The organism is Brevundimonas sp., assembly GCF_041648615.1.
Classification (GTDB): Bacteria; Pseudomonadota; Alphaproteobacteria; order Caulobacterales; family Caulobacteraceae; genus Brevundimonas.
On sequence record NZ_JBAZOS010000057.1, the window covers coordinates 1 to 11,091 of the forward strand.

The window sequence follows — 11,091 nt, forward strand, 5'->3', positions numbered from 1 at the left end:
GGGACGCGCGAGCACGGGCGGCCAGACCATGGCGCCGGCCTCCGGCGCGACCCTGTCGGACGGAACCGCGGCGCCGAACGCCCAGGCGCCGGCCGCCGCCGGAACCACGACCACCGAGACCGAGCGCCGTCTGAACCCGCCGCAGAATAACGCTCCCGCCCAGTAACGCCGCCCGGCAAGTCCGGGCGATACGACGAAGAGGGCCGCCGCCGTCCGGATTTCCGGGTCGGGGCGGCCCTTTTTTCTTGCGCGGGGGGCGGACGCGTATAGGCCGTCGCCATGGTCGACGAACGCTCGCCCCGCCTGATCTGGACCGAAGACGGCGCCCCCCGGTCCGGCCGGTTCGACGATGTCTATTTTTCGCGTGAGGACGGCCTGGCCGAAACCCGGGCGGTGTTCCTGACCGGCTGCGGTCTGCCCGAGGCGTGGAGCGGGCGCCGCGGGTTCACGGTCGCGGAACTGGGTTTCGGCACGGGGCTGAACATCGCCGCCCTGCTGGACCTGTGGCGCCGCGAGGGGCCGCCGGTCGGCCGGCTGCACGTCTTTACCGTCGAGGGCTTTCCGCTGCGGCGGGAGGAGGCGGCCCGGGCCCTGTCGGCCTGGCCCGAACTGGCTGAGGCGTCCGAGGCCCTGCTGGCGGCCTGGCCGGAGCCGACGCCGGGCTTCCACCGGATCGACCTGCCCGGGTTCAACGCCCTCCTGGATCTGGCGATCGGCGATGTGGCGTGGGCGCTGGAGCACTGGACGGGCCGCGCCGACGCCTGGTTCCTGGACGGGTTCGCGCCCTCGACCAATCCCGGCATGTGGTCGGAGGCGGTGATGGACGGGATCGCCGGCCGCTCGGCGCCGGGCGCCCGGGCGGCGACCTTCACCGTCGCGGGCTCGGTGCGACGGGGTCTGGCGGAGCGTGGCTTCTCGGTCGCCAAACGGCCCGGGCACGGGCGCAAGCGCGAGCGGCTGGAGGCGTGGCTGCCGGAAACGGCGGACGGGGAGGCGCCGGCGCCGTCCGTCGCCGTTGTCGGCGCCGGGATCGCGGGCGCGTCGCTGGCGCGGGCGTTCGCCGCCCTGGGGGTGCGGGCGACGGTGGTGGAGGGGGATCGGGCCGGGGCGGCGGCGTCGGGATTTCCGACCGCCCTCGTCACGCCCCGGCTGGACGCCGGTGATCCGGGCATCGGGGCCCTGTTCGCCCAGGCCCTGGAGCGGGCCCGGGCCCTCTACGGGGCGGTTCCCGGCGCCATCGTCGCCGAGGGCGTGGTGCAGCTGGAACAGCAGCCCCGCGACGCCGGCCGGTTCGGCAAGATCGCGGCCCAGGCGGTGTGGCCGGAGGGCGCCATGGCGGTGGCCGACGCCGGGGCCGCGTCCGACCGTCTTGGCGAACCCGTGGGCGGCGGCCTGTTCATGGCCGGGGCGATGGCCCTGCGGCCCGCGCCGGTGCTGGAGGAATGGCTGGAACAGGCCGACGTCGTCATCGCCGACGTCGCCCGTCTGGAACCCGACGGCGCGCGGTGGCGGCTGATCGACGGTGAGGGCGAGACGATCGTCGAGGCCGACCGCGTCGTGATCGCGGCGGGCTGGGGCGCGGCCGGTCTGTGGCCGGACGGTCCCTTGTCACCGGTGCGGGGACAGGCCGACTGGGTGGAGGGCGCGGCCGTTCCGCCGGTGGCATGGGGCGGGTATGCGGTTCCGACGGCCGACGGCTTCCTGTTCGGGGCCACCCACGACCGGGGCGAAGTCTCGACCGAGGTCCGCCCCGCCGACAGCCTCCGTAATCGGGAGACCGTGGCCGCCCGCCTGCCGGCGCTGGCCGCGCGGATCGAGGCGGCCGGCCCGGGACAGGCGCGCGCGGCCGTTCGCGCCACGACGCCGGACCGCCTGCCGCTCGCGGGGCCGGTTCCCGGTCGCCCGGGCCTGTTGGTTCTCGGCGGCCTGGGCTCGCGCGGCTTCTGCGCCGCGCCGCTGCTGGCCGAGCATGTCGCCGCCCTCGCCGCCGGCGCGCCGTCGCCCCTGCCGGTCAATCTGGCGGCGCGGGTCGATCCGGCGCGATTGTTGAAGCGCCCGGGGCTTGCGCAACCGGTCATCCCGGCGGACGGTTGAAGGACAGACAGATCTCAACCCCGGAGTTCGCCATGCGCGCAGCCTTCACCGCCGGCATCGTCGTTTCCACCCTCGCCCTCGCGGCCTGCGCGCCGACCGGAACCCCGGGTTCCGGTCAGGCCATGGCCGATGGCGATCCGCCGCGGGCGCGCCAGTGTTTCAGCGTCGGCCAGGTCAACAACTACACCAAGGGCCGTCCGGACCAGGTCTTCCTGCGGGTCGGCCGCGACGCGGTCTATGAGCTGAACGCCGCGGGCGGCTGCCCCGATCTGGACTTCGCCCAGCAGGTGGCGCTGATCCCCGACGGAGGTTCGGTCGGGTCGCGGCTGTGCACCGACGACTGGGCCCGGGTCGTGGTGCCCGGCTCGACCTCGCCCTCGACCGTCTGTCGCGTCCGCATCAGCCGCCAGCTGACGGAGGCCGAGGTCGCCGCCCTGCCGCCGCGCCAGCGACCCTAGGGTTTCTGGGCGTAGCCGAGGCGCTGGTTCAGCTTCTCGATCAGGTCGATGGCGGTGTCGGCGATGACCGAGCCGGGCGGATAGACGGCCGCGGCCCCCATGTCGATCAGGGTCTGGACGTCCGACGGCGGGATCACGCCCCCGACCACGATCATGATGTCGGGCCGCCCCAGCTTTTCGAGCTCGGCCTTCAGTTCGGGCACGAGGGTCAGGTGGCCGGCGGCCAGGGACGAGGCGCCAACCGCGTGGACGTTGCGCTCGACCGCCTCCTTCGCCGCCTCCGACGGGGTCTGGAACAGCGATCCGGCCGTGGCCTCCAGCCCCAGGTCGCCATAGGCCGTGGCGATGACCTTCTGGCCCCGGTCGTGGCCGTCCTGGCCCAGTTTGGCGATCAGGATGCGCGGCGGGCCGCCGTCGTTGTCGACGAAGGCGGCGACCATGTCGCGGGCACGGGACATTTTCGGATCGGCCCCGGCCTCCTTCGCATAGACGCCGGACACGGTCTTCACCGTGGCGACGTGGCGGCCGAAGGCGGCTTCGAGCGCGTCGGAGATTTCGCCGACGGTGGCCCAGGCGCGGGCCGCCTGGACGGACAGCTCCAGCAGGTTGGCGGTCCCGCGCGCGCCCTCGGTCAGGGCGGCCAGGGCGGCCCGGGTCTTCGCCTCGTCGCGTTCGGCGCGGAGGCGTTTCAGCTTGTCGATCTGGGCGGTCAGGACGGCGGCGTTGTCGACCTTCAGCATGGGAATGTCGTCGACGGCGTCGGAGAGGTAGCGGTTGACGCCCACCACGGTCTGCTGGCCGGTGTCGATCCGGGCCTGGGTGCGGGCCGAGGCTTCCTCGATCCGCATCTTGGGCACGCCGGCCTCGATGGCCTTCGCCATGCCGCCCAGGGCCTCGACCTCGGCCATCAGGACGCGGGCCTTCCCAGCCAGTTCGTGGGTCAGGCGTTCGACGTAGAAGCTGCCGCCCCACGGGTCGATGACGCGGGTCAGGCCGGTCTCCATCTGCAGCAGCAGCTGGGTGTTGCGGGCGATCCGGGCCGAGAAGTCGGTGGGCAGGGCCAGGGCCTCGTCCAGGGCGTTGGTGTGCAGGCTCTGGGTCTGGCCGCCGGCCGCGGCCATGGCCTCGACCATGGTGCGCGGCACATTGTTGAACACGTCCTGGGCCGCCAGCGACCAGCCCGAGGTCTGGCAGTGGGCGCGCAGGGACAGGGAGCGGGGGTCCTTGGCGCCGAATTTCGACACCGCCTCGGCCCACAGCAGGCGGCCGGCGCGCAGCTTGGCCACCTCCATGAAATAGTTCATGCCGATGGCCCAGAAGAAGCTCAGGCGCGGCGCGAACCGGTCGACCTCCATGCCGGCCGCGACGCCGGCCTTCAGATATTCGACCCCGTCGGCGAGGGTATAGGCCAGCTCCAGATCGGCCGAGGCCCCGGCCTCCTGCATGTGATAGCCGCTGATCGAGATGGAGTTGAATTTGGGCGTGTGTTCGGCGGTCCAGGCGAAGATATCCGACACGATCCGCATCGAGGGCCCGGGCGGATAGATGTAGGTGTTGCGGACCATGAACTCCTTGAGGATGTCGTTCTGGATGGTCCCGGTCAGGGCCGCGTGCGGCACGCCCTGTTCCTCGGCGGCGACGACATAGAGGGCCAGGATCGGCAGGACGGCGCCGTTCATGGTCATCGACACGCTCATCTTGTCCAGCGGGATGCCGTCGAACAGGGTCCGCATGTCGTAGATGCTGTCGATGGCCACCCCGGCCATGCCGACGTCGCCCTTCACCCGCGGGTGGTCGCTGTCGTAGCCGCGGTGCGTCGCCAGATCGAAGGCGATCGACAGCCCCTTCTGACCGGCCGCCAGGTTGCGGCGATAGAAGGCGTTGGAGGCCTCGGCGGTCGAGAAGCCGGCGTACTGGCGCACGGTCCAGGGGTTGGACGCATACATGGTCGGATAGGGACCGCGGACATAGGGGGCGATCCCCGGCAGGCCGTGGATGAAGTCGAGGCCCTCGACGGCGTCAGGGCCGTAGGCGGTTTGGACCGTCAGGCCCTCGGGCGTGTTCCAGGCGTCGCGCGCCGGGCCGGGACCGGTCGGGCCGAGGTCGAGGGCGATCCGGGTGAAGTCGGGGGCGTTCATCGGGCGGCCTCCCAGGTCTGGGTCTCGAACGGTTCGGCGAACCGGATGGGGATCAGGGGATCGCAGGCGTCGCCGCCGGTCTGGCGGGGCGTCTTCGCCTCCGCCTCGAACGGCGCGGCGCGGGGGTCGGGATCGACGAATTTGGTTACTCCGACCAACTGCGCGGCGCCGCTGGCCAGGGCCGCCTCGCGTTCGGCCCGGGCGGCGGCGACGCGGTCCTGGATGTCGCCGGTGCGCAGGGCGACGATCAGGCCGCCCTCGCCTTCTATCCGCTGGAACTCGGCCCAGCCCGCCTCGGCCAGATCGCGGGTGCGGGCGTCGAGGAACCAGGACCCGGCGGCGGGGTCGTCGACCCGGCCGAGGTTGGCTTCCTCCATCAGCACGGCCTGGGTGTTGCGCGCCTGCCGCCGGGCGAAGGCGTCGGACCGACCGTTGGCGCGCGACAGGCCGTCCAGCACCACGGCGTCGGCGCCCCCGACCGCCCCGGCGAAGCCCGCCGCCGTCAGGCGCAGCAGATTGGGCCAGGGATCGCGCGCCGACAGCATGCGGCGCGAGGAACGGGCCTCGATGACGGCCGGGGTCTCGGCGCCGAACGCCTTGCCGATGGAGCGCCAGATCAGGCGCAGGGCCCGGATTTTTGCAAGGCCGTCGAAATACTCCTGGTCGACCGAGACGCCGAGCACGGTTCCTTTCAGCGCCTGCTCCACCGACAGGCCGGCGGCCACTGCCGCCTTGATGAGGGCGACGGCGTTGGCGGCGACGAAGCCCAGCTCCTGGGCGATCGACCCGCCGGCCTCGTGCACGACGCGTCCGCCGGCGAGGAAGAAGGTCGCCTCCGGATAGGCGCCCGCGTGGCGCGCCGCCGTATTGGCGGCGAGGGTCAGATGTTCCTCGATCGAGCGCGGCGCCGCGCCGGCTTCGGCGAAGGCCGACAGCGGGTCCATGTGGAACATCAGCTTCGCGCGCGGCGAGCCCTTGGCCGCCACGGCCAGGGCGTTGGCGGCCTCGGGTCCGTCGAGGCCGGCGTCCAGACCGACGGCCGCCAGCTCCAGCGCCACCCCGTCCAGGGCCCGCGACAGGGGCTCGGAATCCGACAGGATCGCACCCTTCAGCAGGATGGAGGCGGCGCCCCCCTCCAGATCGGACAGGGCGGCGGCGTTGGCGGCCGCGGCGTCATCGCCCTCGATCAGGGTGCGCACGTCCCACGCCCGTCCGTCGGCGTCCGAGGGCCGGGGCGCCGAGATCGCATTGACGCCGGTCGCAGCCGCATACAGGGGCCGAACGGCCAGGCCGTCGGCGTCCAGATGCACCAGACTTTCCAGCGGCCGGTCCTTCAGCGCCTTTTCGGCCAGCACGCGCCAGTCGGCGGGAGAGGGGACGGGAAACAGATCGGACATCCGCCTCCAATGCATCGCTGACGCGCGCCGGTCCAGACCCGGGGCGCCGCCTCCGCGGCGCCCGCTCCGCCACCCAGGGCGTTGCGGTTCCCTGAGACGCTTCCGACATGGAGGACGTCCCCCGCCCCGGAGCCCTGCATGGCCGATCTGTCCGCCTTCCCCGTCACGCAGCGCTGGCCCGCGGCCCATCCCGACCGGCTGCAGCTGTATTCCCTGAACACGCCCAACGGGGTGAAGGTCTCGATCATGCTGGAGGAAATCGGCCTGCCGTATGAGGCGCATTTCATCGACATCGGCCAGAACGAAACCTGGACGCCCGAGTACCTCTCGCTGAATCCGAACGGCAAGATCCCCGCCATCATCGATCCCGACGGCCCGGGCGGCCAGCCATTGGCCCTGTTCGAGTCGGGGGCCATCCTGGTCTATCTGGCCGAGAAGACCGGCCGGCTGCTGTCGGCCGATCCGGCGACCCGGTATCAGACCCTGCAGTGGGTCATGTTCCAGATGGCCGCCATCGGCCCGATGTTCGGCCAGGTCGGCTTCTTCCACAAATTCGCCGGCCGCGCGTACGAGGACAAGCGCCCGCGCGATCGCTACGTCGCCGAGACGAAGCGGCTGCTGGGCGTGCTGGAGACGCGGCTCGAGGGCCGCGACTGGCTGATGGACGAATATTCGATCGCAGACGTCGCCACCCTGGGCTGGGTGCGCAATCTGATCGGCTTCTACGAGGCGCGGGAGCTGGTGGCGTTCGACAGCCTGACCCATGTTCCGGCCTGGCTGGAGCGCGGGCTGGCGCGGCCGGCGGTGCAGCGCGGACTGGAAATCCCGACCCGTCCCTAACGTTTGCGGAAACGTTTCGCCTCGGCGGCCATGCCTGCGCCCCAGGGGTCGGGCGTGGTGTCCTCGGGCTGGAACGGCAGTTCGCCGGCGACGCCGCGCATGGCCAGGGCCAGGGGCAGGGCGAAATGGGCCAGCATGCGCAGCGGCTTGCGCCGGTCGTCGGTGACGTCCCAACCCTCGGCCGCGAAGGCGTCGGTCAGGTCGAAGCCGTCCAGATGTTCAATGCCGTCCCAGCCGGCAGGAAGGACGACGGCCTCGGCGGCCTCCACCGTCAGGCCGAAGGCGGCCAGGGCCGTCGTATCGATATCGGGGAATTCCGCACGCGCGTCGGGATCCGCGTGGCGCGGCTTCATCAGCGCCTTCATCTCGAGATCAGCCACGCCGGGCAGGTCCAGCAGGCGTCGGAGTTTCGGGCGGGTGTTCATGGTCACGGCTTGAACCCGGCCCGGCTCCGATGTCAACGAAGGCTAGTCCGTCTCGAAGGACGGGGGCTCGCGCAGCGGCGCGACGAACAGCCGGTCGCAGCCCCTTGCGTCCCCGGTCAGCGGAATGGCTTCGAACGCCTCGCCCGAGGCGTCCATGGCCTCGGCGGCCATGGCGTCGAACGCCGCCTCGTGGCCGGGTCGTCGGAACAGCACGGCTCCGTCGCGGGCGTACACGACGCCGTAAGCTGGAGAGCCTTCGAGAAGGGTGTCGAGATTGAGGGGCATCCGACAACAATCCGCAAACGCGCGGAAGGTTTCAAATAGCGTTGAAATCCGACAACCGGGAACCGGTGGCGCGGTCAGGCTTGTTTGTCAGGGAAGGGAATGGTGGACGCGACAGGGATTGAACCTGTGACCCCCTCGATGTCAACGAGGTGCTCTCCCGCTGAGCTACGCATCCGCCAAGACGGTTCCGGACAGGTCCGGAACGGGAAGGAGGGGTCTATAACCCCTGTGGGCTGCCGACCGCAAGGGCGAAACCAAGGCGATTCGATCTCATGATCGTGAGCGCCCCGGCCGCTTCAGGCCGCGGCCACCATGCGCTCCACTTCGCCCACGAGGTCGCGCAGGTGGACGGGCTTGGACAGGACCTTGGCCTGGGGGCTGGCCTGGGCGGCCGACAGGGCCACGGCGGCGAAGCCGGTGATGAACATGATGCGGATGCCCGGCTGGCGGGCGGCGGCGACGCGCGCCACCTCGATGCCGTCGGCGCCCGGCATGACGATGTCGGTCAGCAGCAGGTCCCACGGACCCTGATCGAGGGCGTCGATGGCGTCGTCGCCATTCTCGCAATCGACCACGGAATGGCCGGCCCGCTCCAGCGCGCGGGTCAGGAACCCGCGCAGGGAGTGGTCGTCCTCGGCCAGAAGAATGCGCGCCATGTGATTTTCGCCCCGGATCGTCTTTCCGTGAAGCTAGGCCGGCACTGGTAAACCCGCCATGAAAATCACCCGGAAGCCGATGTCGTCCTCTGTGGATGAAGGACGGAAACAGGCTAAGGCTGCGGCATGAGTACAGGGGACGGCAGGGGGAATCAGGTGGACGGCGTGGCGGGTTTCACCGTTGCGCGGGCCGGGACTCAGGGTCGGTTCGTCTTCGCCTCGCCCCACTCCGGCGCCCTGTACCCGGTCGACATGAACGCCGATCCCGCCCTGGCCGAAGCCAGTCTGCGCAGCGCCGAGGACGCCCTCGTCGACCGGCTGATCGCCCCCGGCGTCGAAGGCGGGGCCGCGGTGGTTCTGGGGCGGCTGGGCCGGGCCTATGTCGACCTGAACCGCGACCCCGCCGATCTCGATCCCGCGTTGATCGAGGGGCTGGGCGACGGGACGGGCTCGGCCCGGACGGCGGCCGGCTATGGCGTCATCCCGCGGCTGAGCGGCGACGGACGGCCGCTGTACGCGCGGCGCCTGACGCTGGACGAGGCGCGCGAACGGATCGCCCGGGTCCACGCGCCCTATCACGCCGCCCTGGCCGGGGAGATGCAGGCGGCGCGGGCGCGTCACGGCGAGGCGGTGCTGGTCGACTGGCATTCGATGCCCGCGCGGGCGACCCGGGCCGCGGGCGGCGCGCGCGGGCCCGACGTCGTACTGGGCGATCGGCACGGGTCGTCGTGCGGGGCCGGGCTGACGCGGCGGGTCCGGCGCGCGTTCGAGGCGCTGGGCTGGCGGGTCGCCCTGAACCAGCCCTATGCGGGCGGATGGACGACCCAGGCCTGGGGGCGGCCGGAGGAGGGCTTTCACGCCATCCAGATCGAGCTGAACCGCGCCCTGTATTTCGACGAGGCCGCCCGGGCCCCGTCGGCCGGCTGGTCCCGCACGCAAAAAGGCGTCGCGCGGGTGATCGCCGGCCTGCTGGCCGACGAGGCGTAAAAAAAGCCGCGCCCGAAGGCGCGGCATGAAGTCTATAGGGAGGAAACGCCCAGGAAGGGCATGACGCCCGGAGGCGTCGAAAATCAAGCTAGTGTGCGGTGCACAAACCGTCAAGCGGGTATTTCGCACCTGCGTTCACGCCGTGTAACGGCATTCGCCTCCCTTGCGGCAGAACAGTAACCGGTTTCTGCGGCAAATTTTTTCCACATCTCAGCGCATCTGCGAACAAGCCGGACCGGTCAGCCTCAAGGCTCCAGCAAACGCCGTGCGCTGCGGATGGCCCGGGCGGCCGGCGAACCGGCCTGACGCCAGACCAGAAGGCAGAAGGCGGCGGCGACTCCGAGGGCCAGCCACACGGGCCCGAACAGCCAGGCGGCGGCGGCCAGGGCGAAATAATAGCCGCGTACGCCCTGGCTGAAGGCGCTGAGCGCGGGGTTCAGCAGATTGGCCGCCGCGTCGCCCAGCGCCACCCGATCCGCCTCCGTATGGACCTCGGGCGCCGCGCCGATCAGGGCCAGGGCGTAGTTGAGCTGGCGGATCGACCAGATGAAGTCCAGCAGACCCCGCGCGAGGCAGACCAGCACCAGGGCCAGCTTGGCCACCAGCAAATGCGGCGGAACATCCTCGGCCCCGACGGAGGCGAACCCCCGAAGCGCCTGCTCGCCGCCGAACAGGACGCTGGCGACCGCCGCGATCAGCAGCAGGTTGGTGGAGGCGAAAAAACCCCCGGAGTTGATGGTGTGGCCCATCAGCTGGCTATCGACGAGCCGAATCTCGCGATGGGTCATCGCCGTCATCCAGACGCGGCGGATCACCAGCATGTCGTCGTTCAGCGTGCCGCTGCGCCGGGCGAGCAGGCTGAGAAGCGGGCCGTAGCCCAGCCAGCAGAACATGAAGAGGCCGAGGGCCAGCCAGTCGAACAGGGTCATCGGTCGCTCCGCGTCATCGCCGCATCGTGGCGCGCGCGGCCCCGGCGCTCAAGCCGCGAGTGACCGCACGGGCGACGACTCCCCGGATGGAGGAAGGGCGCCCGACCATCCTCCGCCTTGCTTCGGGCGCCGTGCGCGCCTATCACCCCCGCCACTTCGTATCGCACCGCACCATAACCGAGCGCGCCATGAATATCGACGCCATCCCCGTCGGCCCCAACCCGCCCTGGGACGTCAATGTCATCATCGAGATCCCGCAGGGCGGCCTGCCGGTGAAGTATGAGATGGACAAGCTGTCGGGCGCCCTGTTCGTCGACCGCTTCCTGCACACCGCCATGTACTATCCGGGCAACTACGGCTTCATCCCGCACACCCTGTCGGACGACGGCGACCCCTGCGACGTCATCGTGCTGAACCCGACGCCGGTGGTGCCGGGCTGCATCATCCGCTCGCGCCCGATCGGCGTGCTGAAGATGGAAGACGAGGCCGGCGGCGACGAGAAGATCCTCGCCGTGCCGGTCGACAAGCTGAACCCCTATTACACCGACATCGCCAGCTACCGGCAGCTGCCGGCCATCCTGGTCGAGCAGATCGAGCACTTCTTCACCCGCTACAAGGACCTGGAGAAGAACAAGTCGGTCACGGTGAAGGGCTGGGGCGACGCCGGCGAGGCCGCCGAACTGATCGCCATCGGCATGCGCGCGCACCAGGCCAAGCTGAAGGCCGCCGCCGGCAAGGCCGCCAACGCGGCCTGATCGACTTCTCCCTCCCCTTCATGGGGAGGGATGTCGGCGCGAAGCGTCGACAGGGTGGGGTGTGCCAGGCGTTCCCCACCCGGTCGCTGCGCGTTCTCCCTCCCCATAAAGGGGAGGGAGAACGCTT

At 71.0% G+C, this 11,091-nt stretch carries 11 protein-coding genes and 1 tRNA gene; 5 read left to right on the forward strand and 7 right to left on the reverse strand.

What is annotated here, in order from left to right; genetic code table 11:
* Positions 1-279: 279 nt before the first annotated feature.
* Entirely contained in the window at positions 280-2,094 is a 1,815-nt protein-coding gene (gene mnmC / locus WC555_RS14640; RefSeq protein ID WP_373254742.1) for an FAD-dependent 5-carboxymethylaminomethyl-2-thiouridine(34) oxidoreductase MnmC, read from the forward strand.
* Positions 2,095-2,126: 32 nt separating this feature from the next.
* The gene (locus tag WC555_RS14645) at positions 2,127-2,552 is read left to right on the forward strand and encodes a DUF6491 family protein (RefSeq protein WP_373254744.1); all 426 of its coding nucleotides are present in this window, start codon (positions 2,127-2,129) and stop codon (positions 2,550-2,552) included.
* Here the strand turns inward: WC555_RS14645 and scpA are convergent.
* Together scpA and WC555_RS14655 are read right to left on the reverse strand one after the other, a co-directional pair.
* Positions 2,549-4,690 (reverse strand): methylmalonyl-CoA mutase, encoded by a 2,142-nt coding sequence (gene scpA / locus WC555_RS14650; protein ID WP_373254746.1) that lies wholly within the window; start codon positions 4,688-4,690, stop codon positions 2,549-2,551. The two genes, WC555_RS14645 and scpA, sit on opposite strands and share 4 nt — an antisense overlap.
* Positions 4,687-6,087, reverse strand: a complete 1,401-nt coding sequence (locus WC555_RS14655) for a methylmalonyl-CoA mutase family protein (protein ID WP_373254749.1) — start codon at positions 6,085-6,087, stop codon at positions 4,687-4,689. The genes scpA and WC555_RS14655 overlap by 4 nt, the downstream gene beginning before the upstream one ends.
* 138 nt (positions 6,088-6,225) lie before the next feature.
* Between WC555_RS14655 and WC555_RS14660 the strand changes: the two genes are divergently transcribed.
* Positions 6,226-6,927 (forward strand): glutathione S-transferase N-terminal domain-containing protein, encoded by a 702-nt coding sequence (locus tag WC555_RS14660; protein WP_373254751.1) that lies wholly within the window; start codon positions 6,226-6,228, stop codon positions 6,925-6,927.
* Here the strand turns inward: WC555_RS14660 and WC555_RS14665 are convergent.
* The 4 genes from WC555_RS14665 to cpdR all read right to left on the reverse strand — a co-directional run bounded on the left by WC555_RS14665 (position 6,924) and on the right by cpdR (position 8,293).
* A complete protein-coding gene (locus tag WC555_RS14665) occupies positions 6,924-7,352 on the reverse strand; it encodes a hypothetical protein (RefSeq protein ID WP_373254754.1) in 429 nt (142 codons plus the stop codon). The genes WC555_RS14660 and WC555_RS14665 overlap by 4 nt on opposite strands.
* Before the next feature lie 42 nt (positions 7,353-7,394).
* Positions 7,395-7,637, reverse strand: a complete 243-nt coding sequence (locus WC555_RS14670; protein ID WP_373254756.1) for a hypothetical protein — start codon at positions 7,635-7,637, stop codon at positions 7,395-7,397.
* 100 nt (positions 7,638-7,737) lie between these two features.
* A tRNA-Val gene (locus tag WC555_RS14675) sits at positions 7,738-7,812 on the reverse strand.
* A gap of 121 nt (positions 7,813-7,933) precedes the next feature.
* Entirely contained in the window at positions 7,934-8,293 is a 360-nt protein-coding gene (gene cpdR, locus WC555_RS14680; protein WP_055826880.1) for a cell cycle two-component system response regulator CpdR, read from the reverse strand.
* Between the two features lie 165 nt (positions 8,294-8,458).
* Between cpdR and WC555_RS14685 the strand changes: the two genes are divergently transcribed.
* Complete coding sequence (locus WC555_RS14685) at positions 8,459-9,280, forward strand: N-formylglutamate amidohydrolase (RefSeq protein ID WP_373254759.1); 822 nt, start codon at positions 8,459-8,461, stop codon at positions 9,278-9,280.
* Positions 9,281-9,525: 245 nt separating this feature from the next.
* Here WC555_RS14685 and WC555_RS14690 read toward each other — a convergent pair whose 3' ends face one another.
* A complete protein-coding gene (locus WC555_RS14690; RefSeq protein ID WP_373254761.1) occupies positions 9,526-10,209 on the reverse strand; it encodes a DUF599 domain-containing protein in 684 nt (227 codons plus the stop codon).
* Between the two features lie 188 nt (positions 10,210-10,397).
* Here WC555_RS14690 and ppa point away from each other — a divergent pair, with 188 nt between their 5' ends.
* Positions 10,398-10,964: an inorganic diphosphatase gene (gene ppa, locus WC555_RS14695; RefSeq protein WP_373254763.1), complete on the forward strand. Its 567-nt coding sequence runs from the start codon at positions 10,398-10,400 to the stop codon at positions 10,962-10,964.
* Positions 10,965-11,091: the final 127 nt, after the last annotated feature.